Here is a 19,261-nt window from a genome sequence, read left to right on the forward strand (position 1 = left end):
ACACTCCGTTAACAGATGGGCGATGTCCCTATAGATATATTAAACTTTTATTCTATTTATTTTTCAGTTTACAGATTCGATATAATAGTAAATCCCCGAATATAATAGTAAATCCCCGAATCTGTATCGACTTTAGGTTTGACTGTAGCTCCGTTTTTTGTTTTTATAGAAATGCTTTGCTTTTCTGTTGTACCGGTATATACGATGAATTTTTTCTTTGATTGCGTTTCAAACTCCCAGCTAACTTCGTGAGAATGGTTGTCATTATGAGGCTTTATCAGCCAGGAGATTTTAATTCTATCCCAAGCATATTGTTTATCTTGCTTGATGATGTTGGCCAAACTAATGGCTGTCCCCTCTTTTTCTTCTTCTTTGAAGAACACAAATGTTTCGTGGTTTTGTTCGATCTTACCCAGAATATCTTCTCTTTTGATCCATTCTTCCTTAATGCCGTAATCGATAGCTTCTTGTTCAGTTTTGAACCATTTTATATATCTCAATTCATCATTATTAGATTCAGAACATCCAGAAACCGCAAATAAAACCAGTAATGCAGCTAAAATGTTTTTCAAGTTTACCCCGCCTTTAACTTTATTAATTATTTATTTTAGTTATTTCATAATTGAAAGAGCTTACTGCTTTGTTACAGAAACGCATCCGTTAGTTGATACATCCTTGAACAGCCATGCCCCAAAATGAGAACTCTATCACTTGTTAACGGCGACTATTTCGATCACTGCATTTTTGCTCCTATCCGCCCTTGCCACAGATGCTGTTATATTTTCAGGGACCATTCCGATTCCCATTCACTGCAATGCCGAAGTAGATCACAAACAAATGCGTAAGCGCTTATGCTCCCCTCATCAAACGCAAGCTCAAAAACAACCTGCTCTAAAAGGGCTCGATCCTGCGATGTTATGTATTGCTTGATCTGTTCCTTTATCATTTTGTCCCCTCCTTACCATATGTCATTCCTTTGCGAGAACAAACTTCGAAGTGCTTTGCTGGATTCTATAAAACTCTTATCCCCCATTGACCGTTCCCGATTACTAGAAAGAAAAATCTCTCAAACTACTAACGCCGTTATATATTTGGTTGATGGAGCTATATAATATTATACCGTTCCTGCCGGGGCTGGGGATATATATAAAAAACCCCCTTACCGCTTTTTTAGTCGATAAGAGGGTGTATCGTTCTCTATTCCACTTGCGGGCGGTTGAACCATTTCGCTTGTTTCTCGCAGTACATATTTTCATCCGCTTCTTTGATCATTTGCTCGATTTGCATCGCGTTGTTGGCGTTGCAGCTTCCTACGCTGACTTTCACTTCAAAGCCGAATTCGTGAACAAGTTCCCGCATTGCGATATTAATTCCCCCGCGCAGCGATGCGGCAAATGCTGAAGGCGCATCCGGCATAATGAGCAGAAACTCGTCTCCGCCCCAGCGCACGACGATATCCGTTTTTCGCGTTTGCCGTTGCAAAACGGAGGCGATTCTCGCAAGCACCTGATCCCCCGTATCGTGGCCATAAGTATCATTAATTCGTTTAAAGTCATCGACATCGATGATAAACACCGACAAAGAATGGTGCTTTTTCAGCAAATTCGGCAACCGGTCGTAGACGAATGAGCGATTGTACAGCTTCGTCAACACATCGCGCTCCGCCTTATATTTCATCGCGTCATACCGTCCCCCAAGCCAGACGCTCAACATGACGTAAAAAGCGGAGAGAAAAAGCATCGGCCATTCCGACTGAAGGCGATGCATGACCATGTATAAACAAAACAAGGAAAGACTTGCTAAAAATGAAACAATCCTGCCTTGATATCCCATCATAAAAATCCTAGCCATTCCCGAAGCCCGAACCCATCATTTCATCTTTAAATTGATATGGCGGACTTGTTCGCTAGGGCCCCCTTTCGATTGTCATTTTTCATTGCTTTTTTCGTTATAATAATGCGCCTCTATTTTTTATGTCGGATTCATTACGTTGTTGTTTGAATGGTAAATAATAGTCGCTGAATCCATTGCCCTCCTAACATCAATTCGCCCGTCGCGAAACAGACAACAAAAATGATTACAATCGACCTTAGCCACAAGTATATTCATAGCGATTCCCTGCTTGGTTACTAAAAATCATATTGTTTCCGATGTTAAGTATATTTTGCATGAAATGGAAAATCATATATAGAAAAAAGTGTAAGGGGATTTTCGATGAGATTAACTGTGTGGATTTTGCTCATTCTTGCAGCTTGGAAGTGGGGAGATTGGCGCAATTGGCGAAAATATGAGGGAGCGATTTACTATACAATTGTCTTCAGCCTCATCTATACAATCCTCTGTGCGGATTACCCGATGTGGAAATTTGAAAAAGATCCGTCTCTTCCCTTTCTATTCAACCACAGTCTTGTAAGCATCGCCTTCGGGTTTATTGTGTTTCCAAGTGTTATTTTAGTGTATTTGGGCAGATTTCCAAAAAAATTTTGGAACGGTGTTGCTTGGACTGCGTTATTTATCACTATTCTTTCCGGCATTGAAGCATTGATGACGTGGAAAGGACGGCAAACATTTCATAACGGTTGGACCATGTGGACGTCGGTTGTATTCAACTGCATTATGTATCCTTTTATTCGCTTATACCAAAGCATGCCGCTTCTTACGCTGCTTCTTTCGTTTTTAATTACCATTATGCTATGTATCATCTTCCGCGTTCCGATCCACCAATTGCCATAGCCGCCTCCTGATCCTACCTTGTGTTAAAAGGCTTGAAATACATATTTTTATCATATACATATATCCCCCTCGAATAAGATGAAAATAAAACCTCTCTTCACCGATAGCGTGAAGAGTGCCGTAGAGGGGGAAAAGTATGTACAGCTATGTGTTCCCTAAGTTATCCTCCCAACAAATGATTTCGATTATCCAAAATGGCTTGAAAAAAACATCTGTTCCGAAAAAAATCATTATTGTCGGCGCAGGCATGGCCGGTCTTGTTGCCGGCTCTTTATTGAAACAGGCGGGACATGAAGTGACCATTCTGGAAGCTTCCGAGAGAGTCGGCGGACGGGTATATACGCTGCGATCCAATTTTCGCGAGGATCAGTATCTTGAAGCAGGTGCCATGCGCATTCCGCATACCCACTATTTAACGCTTGAGTATATTAAGAAATTTAAACTTCCTACTAATCCGTTTATTAACAGCAGCCCCAATGATATTATTTACCTTCGCGGAGTTAAAGCCCGTTCTAAAGAGTACGAAAAAAATCCAGGCATCTTTGGTTTCCCAGTCGCCCCGCATGAACGGGGAAAAACGGCATCAGAATTGCTGCAAATGGCCATTAAGCCGGTGAGCGACTTCATCCGACAAAACCCCGTTCAGCACTGGCCGATCGTCATTCGAGAACTCGATAAATACTCGTTAGACACTTATTTGCGCTATAACCCGTTCGGCATTAGATTGTCCCGAGGCGCCATTGATATGATTAAGTCGGTGCTTTCTTTAGAGGGGTTCCCGGAGCTTTCTTTTCTTGAAATGTTTCGCGAGCTGACGATTTTATTCACCCCCAACATCAAGTTTTACGAAATTACCGGAGGGAACGACCAGCTTCCAAAAGCGTTTGTAAACCAATTAAAAGATAATATTTTATATGGGCAAAAGGTGCGCAAAATCCAGCAACATAACAATCAAGTGACGGTTCATTCAGTGCATACAAAAATTTTAGAGCCATTTCAAATTACCGGCGATCTCGTCATCGTTACCATTCCTTTTTCTATCTTGCAATTTGTCGAGATTGAGCCGCGCGATTCGTTTTCGCAAAATAAATGGAAAGCGATCCGCGAACTTCACTACGTCGGATCGACGAAAACCGGGATTCAGTTCAAAAACAGATTTTGGGAAAAAGAAGGGCTGTTTGGCGGCCAAATGGTGACCGACTTGCCGATCAAATATTCACAATTCCCAAGTCACGGATTCGGCACATCCGGCCCGGGTGTTATTTTGGCAAGCTACACATGGGAAGACGATACGATTCCGTGGGACAGCTTGAGGGATGAGGATCGGTTGGAGTATACGTTAAGAAATCTTGCAGTCATTTTCGGACGGCAAGTGTACCGCGAATTTGCAACAGGGTTAAGCCACAGCTGGGTGCGCTATCCGTACTCCGGCGGCGCGTTTACGATGTTTAAGCCGGAACAAATCACAGAACTCTCAGAATATATTGCAAAACCGGAAGGAAGAGTATATTTTGCGGGCGAGCACGCCTCGACAACCCACGGCTGGATTCAAGGCGCCATCGAATCGGGAATAAGCACCGCCTATGAGGTGAACGATCTGCCGAAAACGTATTTTGAATCAGAAACAAACGATCCTCCCGATCCGGCTATAAATAATGTGGGGAGATGAGAAAGGGAACTCTTTATTTAACATTTCCGCCGAGAAGTTTCCCGTCTTGAAACGGAGTGTAGACGGGAGAGATTCATGGAACTTATTTAAAAAACAGAAACGAATATCGAAAGGCTGCCTGATCCTGTTAAGAATACTGTCGTAGCCACACTCGTTCTTTTAAAAGATTCCGAAATCCATCGAGACGATGTGATGACGCCGGATACATCTACTGCTTCCGCGGTACGAAATGCCGACGGTCAAATTGTTGGCGTTCGCTGTTTTCAGATGCTATGATTGTTAGGAAAAAAAGAGCCATCGGCAATTCATGCGGATGGCTTTTTCTATCCTTATCCGCTTAAATTCTTATGTTCAAGCATAGAAAATTTTACATATTATCATTCTATTTTTGTATAAACTGTTTTATAGAGTAAGCAAAAATAATACTTGAGATCAAGATAAAAAACGTATAAGTATTAACGTACAAAGCGTTTGTATATTGATTCAACCAATTATAACGATAGATTTTAGAATTTATATTCGACGGAGGACCTCCTAGTTGTTTGATTACGTTCATAACATATGTAACTTCCAAAAAAGCAGACAAGCCTAAAATAAATAATGAACTGATAATCATAAGCAACCATTTTCTCTTTGAACAACCCGTGTTAGCAAGGGCTTTCCATACTTCCCTTCCAAAGAAAAAAAACGAAAGTATAGATAATATAACAAACACAATCCCCAGGTTGCCATTTCCTGAAATTACATTAGGCTCCATAGTAAACAGTTCTGTTAGATATACCATGAATAAACAAACTAAAAATGATATGATCAATCGTTTAGAAAATAACTTCAACTCAATTCCCCCCTCCTACTAAATTAAACAGCCCTTACGATAATGAAGGAATGTTGTTGTTTATGTCATTGTGTTGCATGTGAGCCAATAAAGTTATTGCAAATTGTCTTTGGCTAAAATGATAGGCAATCATTGACCAAAAGCACATAAGAACCATTTTATCCCCGTTGATTACAGGAATAACTGATGATTGTGGAACATACCTTCCTAATGGGAGGGATTATATGTTCAAAAAGATATTAATCAGCGCTGGAATACTTATCATTTTAGGAACATCCTCATATAGTCTTATCAATAAACCGTCAAAAGCCGATACTGCTGTTGAAAATCAAAAGGAACAAAAACGTGTAGTTACGAAAGAAAAAGAACAAATGATAAATACTTTAGAAAGGGTAGCTGCAAAGATTCACAAGAAATATCAGTCTGTTGTTGTAAGCATGAATTCAGAGAAGGAATTAGTTATACAGGTTAAAGGAGACCAAGATTATTTTAATTCTGTGAAAAATGACATATAGTCCATTGCAACAAACGCCATTAAATCATCCCCATTGAAAGAATATACGGTTGTTGTCGAGAGAATGGATATGTCTTCCGTTTCTGAAGAAGACAAAAATAGAAACAAGGAACTTTTACACTTAACCTCTACTTTAATGGAAGGTCTGAAAAGTTACAATGAAGTAAAAGATATAAAAGTCGACGATCAGAAATCAATTACTATTGAGACAAAAATAAAAGGCTTTAATAAGAATGGGCATGAGAGAGCAAAAGAAATCGAAGAAAAAGTGAAAGAATTAATAAGATCTAAAGATGCTTCAGCCCCCCTATCCTATAAAGTGTATGTGAAAAATGCAGAGGGAAAAGTTATGAATTAGTAATAAAGCATAATGCCTAACTAACTGTAATGCTGCATCGTGCGCAACCTATAAAACATTGTATTACTTGCTAAGTTAACGAGCGTGTTAGTTTAATAAGGATGGGGCCTACCGTATCATAAAAATTTAAAAACGCCTCAAAATAAAACAAGGCCCCAACCTTCTCAAAGCTCACTTTAAACACATTTAACGTTCGTTCTCACAGGCAGTAATACGTCTAAAACCCATCTTGTAAACTTGGCTTCTACTTCTTCCTCCGTTGTGTTGAAAAGAAACACCCCGAACTTATCATCTCAATAGGCGGTCGAGAAGCGAAACAGTGCTTCATATTCGTTCGCATTGATAGCTTCAAAATACACGTCCCAAGTACCGTCATCGAGCCTTTGAAACGCAATCGCCTCCATATCGTGGTCGTCTTTGTAATAGCCAATGCTTGTCGTGATGATCATCAGCATGTGCAAGGTCTGTCTTCATAAAACTCCCCCTTCCACAACAATTCGCCTGAGACTTCATAATTATATTACCTTAACATTCGTTGACGCCGAGATTCCCAAATCTAAAGAAACGCCAACAACATCGTCATAGACATCAATCTGTTTCGCGGATAATGGCACAAGGTCGCCTGCATACTTGATGCTCGTCTTTCCCCATTTGTTCTGCAAACAAAATAATTTTGTCCCACTGGCTCATTTAAACCAAAGTCACGGCAGACACAAGAAAAAACTCATTTGTTACTTTTTCCATCAGCAGCTGACGGCAGGAGATGCAGCCTTGCTTCCAATCCATCGATCAACAATGCAAAACCACTCTTTCATATCGCTAGTACGTAAAAGTTATTATCTTTTTTGATTCAAATTGAATAAACACTAATTGATGAAGCTCATCGAAGCTAAACGTCATGCCGTCCATTCGTTCCTTTGGCAATAATACCTCGAATTCGCCGGAAAAATCAGCAAAAACATACACGTTCGTATACTCTATTTCTTGCAACAAATCAAAAAGGTCTAACGTAAACTCAAAGTCTTCAATGACGGCTATTTCCATATGTTGCACCGTGACATGCCGGTATTTTTTCAAGTGTCGGCGCAAAAACAGTGATAGCGGAAAATAAGAAATGAGCAGCTTTTTCCCGTTCGCCGCCGAACAAACATCATCAAACGAAATCGCACGATCGAAGCTCGTTTCTTCTATTACAATCGGAAGTTGATTCACATGAATGCCCGTTGAAAATGCCAAATAAGGGCTTTCATCTAAATCTGCTAGTGAAAAGGTTTCAGTATGTTTCAATGATTCGGCCCCCTATAACGCGTATTGGAGCACACCGCTTATTCAAAAGCATGCCGTGCAAAAGCCCCTGGCCGTTTCACGCATGAACTTACGAACAAAGTGCGCAGATTGTAACATCCCCGCTGAAAAGCCCCCGTCCCTAACATAGACGAAAACCTGAAAAATGGTCAGTAAGACAAGATCGAAAAAATTCACGGGGATGTGAGATTCCTATATCAGTTTCAAAGATAAAAAATCAGCATTCCCCATATTCATCCAAATGATAGATGCTATTATTGATGTCTAGTGGATACGCCCCCATTTTAACTAAATCGCGCACAATCCGCTACATCCTTTTTATCCCGCTGTTGTGCGCCAATCCGGCCGCAAGCGCGTTTTATTTCGCTTCCTCCTCCTTCAAGATATCGCCAAGAACTTCGGCAAGAGCATCCGCTGTTCTGTATTCCTCCTTCAGCGTGTTTTCAACTCCGCCGATTTGCAGCAATAACGAACGGCCTAACACGTCTTGGTTGTAATGGTTCGGTCCATCGTCTTTCACGGTAACCCCTCTTGATAAGCCCGGGTATTTCGCTTCGAGTTGATCGTGAAGGCGCTTTGCGAACTTATAATTCTCTTCGTAATGATCGCTTGAACGAGATACGATGATCTCGATTCTAGGATAGTCTTTTCCGTTTATATTAATGGTCGTATCGCTTCTCTTTTTCGAATCTCGGTGTATATCCAATATCATTTTCACGCTCGGATGGCTTTTCAAGGCGGCCAATAGCGATTCTCTTGCGACGGCATACGCTTTGCTAAATGGCAAGCCTTTTTCTTTTAGAATGGCGGCAATATCGGTTTGATCATGGATCGACTGAATGCCTCTCTTTTTTAATGATTCACTTAATCGTTGACCGACTAATGTGATATTTTTCGTTTGATGGAAGGCTTCGGAAGGATCGTTTACCTGTGTTTCCGGGAGAAATGACTCTAAATTGTGCGATTGATAAATATAAACGGAAGGTTCTGCTTTGTTAATGGAAGATGACATTTTTCCTTCTTCTAACATTTTAAACTTACTAGCGATCAAATCTTCTCCCCCATAAAACAACAACCATGAAATCGCCATGGCACATATGGCAATGGATGCGGCGGCGAACGAAAGCCGTTTCATGTTTCTGTTTCGCTCTAATTTCCGGGCTGCACGCCGCAGTTGATCGGACGTCACCGACACAAAATCCTCTCTTGGATTGAGCGGATACGCTTCTTTCATGAGGTCAAATAAATCCTTGTCAGTTTGCATTCCCCATAACCTCCTTCATATCCATCTTTAATTTTTTTCTCAATTCCTTTAACGCCCGATGATAATCGACCTTCACCTTTGCTTCGCTGCATTGGAGGATCTCAGCTGTTTCTTTTATGGAACATTCATTGATGCCTCTTAAGATGACTACCGCTCGATAATGCGGTTTCAGCTTGGCAATGGCCGCGCGCACGAGCTGTTTCGTTTCGCTTTGTTCCATAAATTCGTTCGGCTCTTTTTCCGTTGATGCCATTTGTCTGAAAAATCCATCGGCAAAGAGCGAAGAAAATCGTTTTTTACGATAATGGTCGACAGCAACGTGCTTCGCAATGGAAAAAATCCATGTTTTGATGTTGCTGATATGGTGAATGTTAGATAGGTTATGTAGAATGCGAATAAACACCTCTTGCGTCAAATCCTCCGCATCATTTTGACTTCCCGAAAAGCAGACGAGAAACCGGTATACATCCAAATAGTAGCGTTTATAAATTTCATCGATGCGTTCCTCTAAATGGTCTTTATCAAACAAACCGTTCCCCCCTAAATTGTGTTTGCATATATTAATCGTTTGAAGTTAAAGAAAGGTTACAAAAATTTCCGTTCTTGGCGCGCCATGCGTTATTTGTGCGCCCTTAATGCGAAAAAAAGAACTTGGCGAGCGTCCAAGTTCTTTTTTGAGACAGCCTGTGAATGTTACGTTAGTCGAACAAATACGAGTTTATGCCTCTTTATTCATCGTTTCCGAACATGGATTTTAGCTGAATAAGGCTATTGCTTGTTTCGCCCATAGCTCGGTTTTAACGTTTTCGGGTTTAACGGCGGCAGGCGAAATAATTGGTGCAGGAAGTCAGCGAAAGAATGGGCGATTTCAATAAATTCCCACGTTACATCTTCGCACGAGTAATTCTCCCTTATATACAGGACGGGCGGTTCGCTTTTCGTATGGCGATAATCCAATACGACCCAATGATGAAAATCACTCCATAATACAAAAAACTCCTGCGGAAGTTGAACTTCTTGCAACATCTCCTTCAACGACAAAATGCTTGTTCCTTCGTCTGGGGCAAGACATATCCCCTCCATATTAGGTATGCTCTCCCTTTGCCCATCTGGTAATATAAAGTATGGATAGTTTAGCTCGCCGCCGTTTTTTTGCTTAATCAACTCAATATAAGACAGAGGCAACTTGATGCCTAAAATATCCTCTGCGTTCTTGATCAGCTCCTCGCTTATCGGAGACATCGTTTGCTCGCTGTTATCTTTCCAGAAATTTTTGCCTCTATAAAACTCTTGTTTCATCAATAAACCTCTCCGCCAATTCGTTTCTGACTACGATCATATTCTCGTTCAATTAAGCTCTCCGTAAGCCAACCGCAAAGCGAATTTCGCCAAAGCGGACGGAATCCTTGGAAGCCGGACTTTACAATATCACTCAACGTCTAAGCGCAAACGTTGGGCCAGCTCCCTGGTAAATTCTTTTTGGGAATCCAGCTTACATTCTGAATAAATTTTCTTCATTCGTTTTTGTGCTGCGTCTTGATCGCCATGCGCCTGATACAAAATGGTTAAAAAATGAGGGCATTCGTACTCGCCTTGTTCTTCTCTTCTCTCCATTTCCTTGATGACATCTTCTATTGTTTGAAATTGGGCAAAATGTGGCAGAATGACATTTTCAATATCGTTTTGCAGCTGCCTTTTCAGTTTTTCAATGTCCGTTGTTGGAGTCAGTCGGTACCATGCATCTGGCATATTTTTTAACGCTGACACGCGCAGCCTGAGTACGGAGTATACTTCTAGCGGAAATTTAGGCCGCTCCCAATCATAAAACGTACCGAATAACGTATCTGTAAATATGCCTGTATTTATGGTGAATTCCACATCTTCTTTGGTGTTCCGCAACGACGATTGGATATGAACAGTCCAAGCGAAATCCGGGAGCATCTTTGCGAAATGGTTTCCCTTCTTTTTAAAACCCTTTTGCTTTCAATACAGGGGCCATTGTCTCTTTGATCATCTGTTGTAACACATTTTGCATGCTCATTATTTTATCCCCTTTGTCAAAAGTTCAGCTAAGCGACAACATTAGTGTACTAAAAATGTTTACAAACGTCGCGCCATTTTTTCGACTATTCGTTCGATCCCTCGCCATCATCCATGATATAGCGCAGCGTTTGTCACCACATTCGGATCGGTCCGATAAGAAAAAGCGTCCCCGCCGATGGCAGAAACGCCGCGGTCTGATTCCTCCATCAATTGATCGGAATAGGCTCTTGGTGTAACCGATGGCCTTTCGAATCATAAGCGATTAAGAAATATTTCGTTTGTTCCAAGGTCAACCCATTAAAGCGAACAAACGACACATCGCCTGCATGGTTGGACGTAAAAGCTGACGAATACGTTTTTAGTGCGCCATCTGCGGATTGAATTTTAAAATAAACATCCTCGCTCGTGCTTTGTGACAAGTCGTAATATACAGTTGTTGAAATAGGGGTTGCCACTACCTTTTGGATGGTGACCGTTCCCTTGTTATGCAATGCGATCGTTTTATTTAGCTCAAATGCTTTTTGATCTTCCAATAGTTTAGCCTGAGATGCTGTGATCCGAAACGTCCAAGGCTGTTCAATCTTTTTATCAAAATTCCAAGTATTATAGCTCACTTCAATTTGGAGGTTTTCAGTCCTCATCGATTGATTCAAGGTGATATCATTATAAATCATGAACATGTTGCGATTTAACGGGACCGTTTGCCCTCCGGTTGCTATTGTATAATCCTTGCCGTTGATTTTGACTTTCGGCGTAATATGCGTTCGGTAGTCAAAGTTTACATCCTTTGCCGGCTCGAATGTGGCGCTTAAAAATAATTGGCGGTCGTCCATCACGACTTCGTTTAATGTTAATTTTCCAAGTTCATTTTCAGCCGTTTCTCCAATCGCAGTTTTATATGCCGAATAGTTGAGAGTTTCATTGGGATTTATATATTTTTCTATGATTCCGCCGACAAATGGCATGCTTGCAATCGTTTCTTTATCGATTGTGAAAAATAAGACGAGGGCACAAACAGCGACAGAAGTGATCCCGGCCCTGGTCCACATTTTCTTCGGTTTCTGCGAAGAAATTTTCTTTTTTACCTGTTTTAAAATTCTTTTTTGTTCATCATTTGACAGCGCGATTTCTTCAAATTCGCTTAAGTCCAATTTTATATGATTGAGCTCCTTAAAAATAGACATAGGACTACACCTCTTCTCTTAACAGAATGCTCCGTAATTTTTTTCTTCCCCTCGAGAGCTTGTTATGTACCCAAGATTCCCTCGTTTCAAATTGTGCGGCGATTTCTTTCGTTGGCACGCCCTCGACATAGTATTTTTTGAAAATATCCCGTTCGACATCGGATAGCTCATGCATTAAGCTTTCGAGATGAGACATGCATGACTCCGAAGCTGATGGCCCCGGTAATCTTTCATTCCATTCAAAGCGGCTTTCATATAGCTTCTGTTTTTTCGACCTTCGCGCATAATCGATCGCCTTGTATTTAGCAATGGCAGCGACCCACTGCTTAAATTCATTTTTGGCGGGGTCAAACGAATCAATATGGAACCACACCGACACTAATACATCCGCCAAACATTCTTCCATGTCTTGCTGGTTGCCATGAAGATATTTTCGAATGACGGCCTTAAGCAGCCCGCCATATGTTTGAAGCATATAAGAAATCGCTTCTTCATTTCTCGCTTTGATTCGTTGAACCAAATGTTCTTCCGCAAGCGACAACTCTGCCCCCTCCTTTGCTTTTTTTCCTGTATCCGCTTAGTAATACGTTCCTTATCTTGAAATCCTATCAAAAAAATAAACCGATAGAGCAAAAAATTTCTATCGGCAAACAGCATGCGGTTTTATTATGGAGGCGGATGGTTCCATTTGTTATATGTCAACCTTTATGAGCCTCCCTCTAGAAATAAAGACAGGAATCAGGCTGCTTTCTTAAATTCATATTGTTTTACGTTATTTTAATAAATGTTTATATGGCCACTCGATACATTTAGATCGATAGGATATTCACCAGACCCATGGGTGCCTTTAATGCTTTTATGCTCTATTTTTTTATTGGTTAACGGAAAATCACATGTGATATTACCGCTGCTTGTTTTTCCGTTTAAAGTAAAATCAGCACCTTTCGGAAGATTTAGATCCATCCCTCCGGAACTGACTTCAATATTCACAGCCCCTGTTAATTCGTCCATTTGCATACTTAGATTTCCAGATGATAAATCGGCCTCAATCGCTCCACTATAATGCCGTACCTTGAGGTTTCCCGAACCAATATCAAATGCTCCTGATTCTGCCGTTAATGAGTCGATATCGACATTCCCCGAGGAACTATCGTGTTCAAAACGTTGAACCGATATATTTTTTAGTTTGACGTTTCCTGAGCTCACATCGAGCAGTAATTCATCTAATTTCATCGGTTGATTTTTTGAATGACCAGAGAAGCTCAAATTCCCTGAACCCTGATTTATCACTATGTTTCGATCATAATCTTCAGGGATATAAATATTCAGTTTGGCCTTGTTATGAAATAGCCACCCAAACCATTTCTGCTTCACGCTTATATTCACTTTATCTCCTTGTCGCTTAACTGTCAGTTTTCCCTTTCCATCTAAATCAGCTTGTATGTCTTCACGTTGTTTCGGAATAATCGTTGTGCTGACACCTGAAATATCCATTTCAATCATATCAATTCCCTCTGATGTAACAGACTGGTTTTTTTGCTTTCCGAAAGGCCACCAACTAAAATCAACTGGATTCCCGAAGATAAGGGATAAGCCAATCAATCCAATAAGACCTAATAAAACGAGAATTTTTCTTTCCAATGTTTTTCCTTCCTTCCAATTAAATTTTACATAGGTTCCTTCCCTCTACTTCGAACCGAACAATTAACTTTTTCATGCGCCCCTCAAACGGTTAAACTTCACGGCCAGGTCTTCATGCTCTAATGGTTCAGTTGCCTTTCATTTGTTTGACGACAGAATCGACATTTTGCCGCATATTTAGCTGATTTACAACTTGGATTGAGATAAGATCAAGCGACTCTTCCTTTTCTTATCGTAAGAATACAGTAAAAGGGAATTTTCCAAAATGGACCTCAAATGTATATTGAAATAAGACTTGAGACTTATATGATGATAAACAAATAATGGGGGGTGTGTAGCGAGGGAATACCTCATATATGTACCGCACAACATAAAATTTGATCTTAAGCTCCTGACAAGCGATATGGATCTCCCATTGTTTGACGATGTGTTTTCTTGAAGCCATTTCAATTACCAGCCTTACAATTGACACGCCTTCGATGGCAGTAAAAACACTGTCTGTGAAAAATGTTTTTATTCCTTATAGTTAAGATAAAAGCGCAGCCGGAATTTTTCTTGTTCAACTTTCATACGTTCGTTTCAATCCTTCATAGTTAAAATAAAAACTACAGCTATAACCCGCCAAAACGGAGGCAGTCGTGGATGTTTCAATCCCTCATAGTTAAGATAAAACCCAAAAAATTCCGATAAAATCATCATTTGGAAAATGGATACAATGCTATTATAAAATTTATCTTAAAATTCGAGCAATATCTTCTTTTTCTTATCGCTGTAGGAATTCTAGCCGTTAGAAACCGGTCGTCGATCCCCCGAGTTTTTGACGCTACTAAAAAAAGCCCGAAAAGCAAACACTTTTCGAGCTCTTTTTTACTTGCACGCTGTCCTTATTTTCTTTTAAATAATGCGATAAGCGAAAGGATGAGAGATGCGATCGAGACGATGAGAGTAGCCGTCTGCATGCCGTTTGTTCCTGATTGGTTGGCCGTTGTCTCTTCTTTCGCGTTCTCTTTTTGCGCAGCTTGATGGTCATGATGCGTATCATGGCTGTCTGCTGTTGCGGCGGATTGGCTGATTTCTGTTACCGAATGCGGAGTTTGCGATTTTTCATTGCCTGTCCATTCGACAATCGAGCCGTCTTTGTAATATTGGTACGCATCCCATGCTAATGTGCCTTCTTTTTCTGGATTTTTAGCCATAAAATCAAATTGCTGAAATTGCCCAGGCAAAAGTCCCGCTCCTGTCGCTTCCCATGTCACTGTTTTGACTTTTCCGGATGCGTCTTTTTCCATCGTTACCTTCCAGCCATCCGCAGGTTGATACGACACGAATTCGGCTCCCTCCGGAATTTTTAAAGTCACTTTTACAGTCGGCACATCTTTTTCTACTGGAATTTTGATCGTATACGTTTCCCAAGCGCCTGGTGCCGACATATTTGGCTTCACCGTTACATGGGCGCTTGCCATTCCGGCAAATAATAAAAATGCGGCCATGGTCAACGCCATGATTCTCGATGTTCGTAAAATGGCTTTTTTCATTAATAGATTTCCTCCTTTTCTATTGGCTGCCGACAAAACATTCAAAATCGGCATCGATGCTTTGCAATGACCGGGTTAATGCGTGGATGTGAATGTTCCAACGCCCCGCCATATTGATCATTCCTTGAGTTTCATATATTCCGGATCGGTTTCCACGGATTTGCAACACATTTTCTCCCATATCCATTTCTTTTGATGTCAGCGTCACCGTTACTTGCTCGATGTCTTTGACAGGCTGCCCCTTAAAGTCTTTGATGTCGATCCTTAATTCATTCACTCCTAATATATTAGGAGTCACTTTTAATCTCATTTCATATCCATGAATCTCTTTTACTTGATCAAAAGGACCTGGGGCAGCTACAGCCGGAGGAAGGTTTGTTAAAATGGCGGCCAAAAGCAGCACACCGACTCCAATCCCCCACTCTGCCCACACGGTCGCACCTAGTTTCTTTTTTCTTCGCCGCGCCAACACATGCACAAAAGCCAACAGCAGCATCGCCACCAGCAATATTCCTTTCCAGATTAGAAGTTTTCCATACATGGTAGAAAAAAGAGAATTGAAGGTAGGAACTTGCTCGAGGCTCATATATACGCCGGTCAAAATCAACGTGCCGACACAAACGGCTCCCCAGTAAGAAAATCGTTTAATGGTTGCCCAATACTTATTCCAATCCGGCCTTTCCTTTTTCGCCAGCGCTTCTAGCGGCAAAGCGAGAGCTATCATGCACAAACCGCCCAGCCAAATGCTAGCGGCAAGAAGATGCAAAAAATCGATGAAAATAGAAATCACTGGATTTGCAGACGCCGATGCATGACCAATAAACGTTTTCATAAACAACAATCCCATTCCGATGATGAGCGATAAAGCCGTCCAAGGCTTAAGCCAACGATCTTTGGAATATGTAATCGCGCAACCTGCGATCAGCAATAATACAAGAAGCGCAAGCTGAATGAGCCAAACAGAGCCAAACGAATGATCCGTCAGCATTTTCTTCAGCAGCGAAACGCGCCATGCCTGAGACCACGGCACATCCGCTTCGACCGTCACCTGCAAAGGCAGGCTTAATAAAATAGAAACGCTCATTCCGTTATAAGCGAGCCAATATAACAATCTATATCTAGATGAAAACGAATATAGTTTTTGCTTCGGCTCTACGATCTGCTTAAAAAACAGCATGCCGACAAACAGCGACGCACTTATATAAAACAGCCAGCGAATCAACACCATATCCAGTTTAGGCGAATAACTCTCGGCTTTAGACGGAGCAGATTTCGCGAATTCTCCGTTTTTTCCAACTTGAAACGGAATCGTTCCCTCCACACGATGCCCGTCGCTTGAAACGACCTTCCAGCGAACGGTATACGTTCCGTTCGCTAAACGATCTTGTAAGTCCGCTTCGATGATTTTTCGATCATCCTTATCAATGCGAACATCGTGTAATTGAATCAGCTGCCCCGATTCGTTTATAAGTTTCAACGAGTAAAAATTCCTTTGAATCGCCTCATTAAACTCAATGCGAATCACACTCGGGGCCTCGCTTAGCGTCTCGTTCTCTGCCGGCGTCGAACGAACGATGTAAGCATGGGCCAACGAACGGTCAGGGAATAAGCTAAACAGCCAAAAAACAAACAATCCCCATATCCATATTTTTTGTAGGCGACGCAACGATTCCCACCTCCTTGCCGCGCCATTCTATTCCGCTTGTTCGCTCCGTCCATTTACAGTTGCTTGACATCATCCTGGTTCATTTGCGGTACGAACTTTATATTAGACAAACAATTTGAAAAAACTGTGAAGAATGTTTGACATTTTTCATACATCCCTCTGTTATGCAGCATCGGCTTCTATATAGAAAGACAACATCAATTTTTTGAAAAATAGGCCTTGTTTAATTGTTAAGGTCGATAATTGCAAAAAATTAAGGGAAACCCCGTTTATAAGGATTTCCCCATTCTTGTGAAATAAACGCACCCTTTATTCGAAGAAGAAAATTCAATATATTGAAAGATTATTAATATAAGGATAATTTTAACGCATCAAGATTTTTCTTCATAACCCCTATATAGTCGAGACCTTTTTTCTGATCTTCTTTAGTTAATCCTTCTAATGGATTTAACACTTCTGTTTTAGCCCCTATTTCATTGGCCAGCGTTTGAGCTACCTTAGAAGAAACAAGTCCCTCAAAATAAATGACCTTTATATTTTTCTTTTTCATTAACTCCGTTAATTCTGTCAGTTTACTAAGACTTGGCTCAACATCTGGAGATAAACCGGCTATTGGAATTTGTGTTATTCCATATTGTTTGGCTAAATATCCAAAGGCAGCATGCTGTGTTACAAATTCTTTTTTCTTCGCCTCATTAATTGTCTTTTTGTATAGGCGATCTAAATCAGCGAGTTGAGATTTAAAAACCGCCGCATTTTTTTCATATTGCTCTTTGTTTTTAGGGTCTTTTTGTTCTAAAGCTTTTGTAATATTATCAACTTCTTGACTGGCTAACACAGGAGAGAGCCATACATGCGGGTCTTTAGAAGCGGTATTTTCTTTATGATTTTCACCTTCTTCGGAGATCCCGTCTATCAGTTCAATACCTTTTGAAGCCTCAACGATCTTTAAGTTTGATCGGTCAATACTATTTAATACTTTTTCCGTCCATGTTTCAAAATAGCGGCTGTTATAGATAAAAACGTCCGAGTCTTGAATGATAGCCATGTCCTTTGCGGTTGGTTCCCAGTCATGCGGCTCAACCCCATTTGGTATTAAAAGATCGACATCAGCTAAATTACCAGCAACTTTTTTAGCAAAATAGTACATAGGATAGAAAGTGGTAACAATATGTAGTTTCTTTGTTCCACGAGCATCTTTTTTGCCCTCAATCTCAGTTGCGTGGGAACAACCGCTTACTAACATAAGAAAAATAATCAAAGGTATGATAAGTTTTTTCATAATTCCCTCCGTTAAAATATATAAATTGGAATAATTACGATTTAAATGAATAATTAATTTTATAGAGGTTGTCGGTTGTCTCAAATCGTAATCATTACGAATTGTATCATATAACGATTATTTATTTAAGTCAATATCAAATGGAAGGAAATTAACTTTAGAGGAACACATACTAATATGATAGGATGAATAATTTTGAGGAGGTAGATTTAATAATGGCCTACTTAAATAAACTGCTAAAAGATAGTTTGGTTTTTTTGTTATTTAGTTCCTTTATACTTCTCTTTCTATTTGCAGAGATCATAAGGAAAAACCCTTTTTTTACTAAAATTCCAAGTACGTTTTTTAATGTAAATACCATTTTCCTGAGCATTATTTTAGAGGCAATCCCCTTTATCTTATTGGGCGTGTTCGCTTCAGCCATCATTCAATCATTTGTGTCGGAAAATACCCTGCGCAAGATAGTGCCCCGTAATGCTTTTTTAGCCGTTATACCAGCGGCATTGCTAGGCATTATTTTCCCTATTTGCGAATGTGCTATTATTCCGATGGTTCGAAGGTTAATAAAGAAAGGCATGCCTTCACACGTAGGAATTGTGTTTATGCTTAGTGCACCTATCCTCAATCCAGTCGTCTATGCTTCTACCTATTTTGCTTTTAAAAGCACACCCTATATAGCAAATGCCAGAATGTTTGTTGGATTCATAAGTTCTATCATCGTCGGATTAATCATCTACCGGTATTTCAAAGGGGAAAATATTCTTAAAACAACGGAAAATAATACTCACAAACACCACCATCACCACCACAAAAAAAGAAATAAATTATTAGAAACGTTATATCATGCCAGCGATGAGTTGTTTGATACAGGGAAATATTTATTCATTGGGGCCTTCCTCGCTAGTTTATTTCAAACTTTTTTTGACCGCAATGCTCTTTTATCCATAGGAACTAGCACTAGTTTGGCTCCGGGGGCGATGATGGGTTTGGCGTATGCTCTTTCCGTCTGCTCTTCAGCAGATGCTTTTGTGGCTTCTTCATTCAGTTCTACCTTTACAGAGGGCGCAATTCTTGCTTTTCTAGTCTTCGGACCAATGATTGATATAAAAAATACCCTGATGTTATTCGGTTATTTTAAGAAAAAATTTGTTCTATTTTTACTATTGGTTACTTCTATAGTTGTATATTTTTCTGTCTATATCTTTGACCAACTTTTTATTTAGGAGGTGCGC

At 40.4% G+C, this 19,261-nt stretch carries 19 protein-coding genes and 1 pseudogene; 5 read left to right on the forward strand and 15 right to left on the reverse strand.

Annotated features, from left to right (window positions below; all coding sequences use genetic code 11):
* Positions 1-68 precede the first annotated feature (68 nt).
* Together N667_RS0104555 and N667_RS18280 are read right to left on the reverse strand one after the other, a co-directional pair.
* Entirely contained in the window at positions 69-572 is a 504-nt protein-coding gene (locus N667_RS0104555; RefSeq protein WP_027408481.1) for a hypothetical protein, read from the reverse strand.
* A gap of 625 nt (positions 573-1,197) precedes the next feature.
* Complete coding sequence (locus N667_RS18280) at positions 1,198-1,833, reverse strand: diguanylate cyclase (RefSeq protein ID WP_051529959.1); 636 nt, start codon at positions 1,831-1,833, stop codon at positions 1,198-1,200.
* A gap of 381 nt (positions 1,834-2,214) precedes the next feature.
* Between N667_RS18280 and N667_RS19065 the strand changes: the two genes are divergently transcribed.
* Both N667_RS19065 and N667_RS18290 read left to right on the forward strand, forming a co-directional pair.
* The gene (locus tag N667_RS19065) at positions 2,215-2,733 is read left to right on the forward strand and encodes a CBO0543 family protein (RefSeq protein WP_051529960.1); all 519 of its coding nucleotides are present in this window, start codon (positions 2,215-2,217) and stop codon (positions 2,731-2,733) included.
* Positions 2,734-2,869: 136 nt separating this feature from the next.
* On the forward strand, positions 2,870-4,402 hold the full coding sequence (locus N667_RS18290; protein WP_051529961.1) for a flavin monoamine oxidase family protein: 1,533 nt from the start codon (positions 2,870-2,872) through the stop codon (positions 4,400-4,402).
* Between the two features lie 382 nt (positions 4,403-4,784).
* Here N667_RS18290 and N667_RS18295 read toward each other — a convergent pair whose 3' ends face one another.
* The gene (locus N667_RS18295) at positions 4,785-5,237 is read right to left on the reverse strand and encodes a hypothetical protein (RefSeq protein WP_051529962.1); all 453 of its coding nucleotides are present in this window, start codon (positions 5,235-5,237) and stop codon (positions 4,785-4,787) included.
* A 224-nt stretch (positions 5,238-5,461) separates the two neighbouring features.
* On the opposite strand from N667_RS18295, the gene N667_RS0104585 reads away from it, so the two are divergent.
* Positions 5,462-5,752, forward strand: a complete 291-nt coding sequence (locus N667_RS0104585) for a hypothetical protein (RefSeq protein ID WP_027408482.1) — start codon at positions 5,462-5,464, stop codon at positions 5,750-5,752.
* A 69-nt stretch (positions 5,753-5,821) separates the two neighbouring features.
* Positions 5,822-6,109 carry a hypothetical protein gene (locus tag N667_RS0104590; protein ID WP_027408483.1) on the forward strand — a complete coding sequence of 96 codons (288 nt, stop codon included), beginning with the start codon at positions 5,822-5,824 and terminating at the stop codon, positions 6,107-6,109.
* A 293-nt stretch (positions 6,110-6,402) separates the two neighbouring features.
* Here the strand turns inward: N667_RS0104590 and N667_RS19310 are convergent, their stop codons facing one another.
* The 12 genes and pseudogenes from N667_RS19310 to N667_RS0104655 form a co-directional block, all read right to left on the reverse strand.
* Positions 6,403-6,564, reverse strand: coding sequence for a DUF3986 family protein (locus N667_RS19310; RefSeq protein WP_084278896.1), 162 nt, complete (start codon positions 6,562-6,564; stop codon positions 6,403-6,405).
* Between the two features lie 364 nt (positions 6,565-6,928).
* Complete coding sequence (locus N667_RS0104600; protein ID WP_027408484.1) at positions 6,929-7,396, reverse strand: hypothetical protein; 468 nt, start codon at positions 7,394-7,396, stop codon at positions 6,929-6,931.
* 376 nt (positions 7,397-7,772) lie between these two features.
* Positions 7,773-8,678: a stage II sporulation protein P gene (gene spoIIP, locus N667_RS0104605; protein ID WP_027408485.1), complete on the reverse strand. Its 906-nt coding sequence runs from the start codon at positions 8,676-8,678 to the stop codon at positions 7,773-7,775.
* Positions 8,668-9,207, reverse strand: coding sequence for an RNA polymerase sigma factor (locus N667_RS0104610; protein WP_027408486.1), 540 nt, complete (start codon positions 9,205-9,207; stop codon positions 8,668-8,670). Before N667_RS0104610 ends, spoIIP begins: the two co-directional genes overlap by 11 nt.
* 239 nt (positions 9,208-9,446) lie before the next feature.
* Positions 9,447-9,977, reverse strand: a complete 531-nt coding sequence (locus N667_RS0104615; RefSeq protein ID WP_027408487.1) for an SMI1/KNR4 family protein — start codon at positions 9,975-9,977, stop codon at positions 9,447-9,449.
* 129 nt (positions 9,978-10,106) lie between these two features.
* Positions 10,107-10,649: pseudogene (locus N667_RS0104620) on the reverse strand (DUF4304 domain-containing protein); the annotation flags it as partial.
* A 278-nt stretch (positions 10,650-10,927) separates the two neighbouring features.
* Positions 10,928-11,905 (reverse strand): DUF4179 domain-containing protein, encoded by a 978-nt coding sequence (locus N667_RS0104630; RefSeq protein ID WP_027408489.1) that lies wholly within the window; start codon positions 11,903-11,905, stop codon positions 10,928-10,930.
* Positions 11,906-11,909: 4 nt separating this feature from the next.
* Positions 11,910-12,446, reverse strand: coding sequence for a sigma-70 family RNA polymerase sigma factor (locus N667_RS0104635; protein ID WP_027408490.1), 537 nt, complete (start codon positions 12,444-12,446; stop codon positions 11,910-11,912).
* A 236-nt stretch (positions 12,447-12,682) separates the two neighbouring features.
* Positions 12,683-13,546 carry a DUF4097 domain-containing protein gene (locus N667_RS0104640; RefSeq protein ID WP_027408491.1) on the reverse strand — a complete coding sequence of 288 codons (864 nt, stop codon included), beginning with the start codon at positions 13,544-13,546 and terminating at the stop codon, positions 12,683-12,685.
* 884 nt (positions 13,547-14,430) lie between these two features.
* Positions 14,431-15,081, reverse strand: a complete 651-nt coding sequence (locus N667_RS0104645; protein ID WP_084278899.1) for a YcnI family protein — start codon at positions 15,079-15,081, stop codon at positions 14,431-14,433.
* A 19-nt stretch (positions 15,082-15,100) separates the two neighbouring features.
* Positions 15,101-16,747: a copper resistance protein CopC gene (locus tag N667_RS0104650; RefSeq protein ID WP_035098065.1), complete on the reverse strand. Its 1,647-nt coding sequence runs from the start codon at positions 16,745-16,747 to the stop codon at positions 15,101-15,103.
* Positions 16,748-17,093: 346 nt separating this feature from the next.
* Entirely contained in the window at positions 17,094-18,029 is a 936-nt protein-coding gene (locus tag N667_RS0104655; protein ID WP_027408494.1) for a metal ABC transporter substrate-binding protein, read from the reverse strand.
* 215 nt (positions 18,030-18,244) lie between these two features.
* Here N667_RS0104655 and N667_RS0104660 point away from each other — a divergent pair, with 215 nt between their 5' ends.
* Entirely contained in the window at positions 18,245-19,252 is a 1,008-nt protein-coding gene (locus N667_RS0104660) for a permease (RefSeq protein WP_027408495.1), read from the forward strand.
* Positions 19,253-19,261: the final 9 nt, after the last annotated feature.

This window comes from Anoxybacillus tepidamans PS2 (genome assembly GCF_000620165.1).
GTDB lineage: Bacteria > Bacillota > Bacilli > Bacillales > Anoxybacillaceae > Anoxybacteroides > Anoxybacteroides tepidamans_A.

Excerpts from the sequence above, each read along its gene's own strand:
- N667_RS18280 (WP_051529959.1), bottom strand. The coding sequence starts at position 1,833 with ATGGGATATCAAGGCAGGATTGTTTCATTTTTAGCAAGTCTTTCCTTG.
- N667_RS19065 (WP_051529960.1), top strand. The coding sequence starts at position 2,215 with ATGAGATTAACTGTGTGGATTTTGCTCATTCTTGCAGCTTGGAAGTGG.
- N667_RS18290 (WP_051529961.1), top strand. The coding sequence starts at position 2,870 with ATGTACAGCTATGTGTTCCCTAAGTTATCCTCCCAACAAATGATTTCG.
- N667_RS0104585 (WP_027408482.1), top strand. The coding sequence starts at position 5,462 with ATGTTCAAAAAGATATTAATCAGCGCTGGAATACTTATCATTTTAGGA.
- N667_RS0104590 (WP_027408483.1), top strand. The coding sequence starts at position 5,822 with ATGTCTTCCGTTTCTGAAGAAGACAAAAATAGAAACAAGGAACTTTTA.
- N667_RS19310 (WP_084278896.1), bottom strand. The coding sequence starts at position 6,564 with ATGCTGATGATCATCACGACAAGCATTGGCTATTACAAAGACGACCAC.
- spoIIP (WP_027408485.1), bottom strand. The coding sequence starts at position 8,678 with ATGCAAACTGACAAGGATTTATTTGACCTCATGAAAGAAGCGTATCCG.
- N667_RS0104615 (WP_027408487.1), bottom strand. The coding sequence starts at position 9,977 with ATGAAACAAGAGTTTTATAGAGGCAAAAATTTCTGGAAAGATAACAGC.
- N667_RS0104630 (WP_027408489.1), bottom strand. The coding sequence starts at position 11,905 with ATGTCTATTTTTAAGGAGCTCAATCATATAAAATTGGACTTAAGCGAA.
- N667_RS0104645 (WP_084278899.1), bottom strand. The coding sequence starts at position 15,081 with ATGAAAAAAGCCATTTTACGAACATCGAGAATCATGGCGTTGACCATG.
- N667_RS0104655 (WP_027408494.1), bottom strand. The coding sequence starts at position 18,029 with ATGAAAAAACTTATCATACCTTTGATTATTTTTCTTATGTTAGTAAGC.
- N667_RS0104660 (WP_027408495.1), top strand. The coding sequence starts at position 18,245 with ATGGCCTACTTAAATAAACTGCTAAAAGATAGTTTGGTTTTTTTGTTA.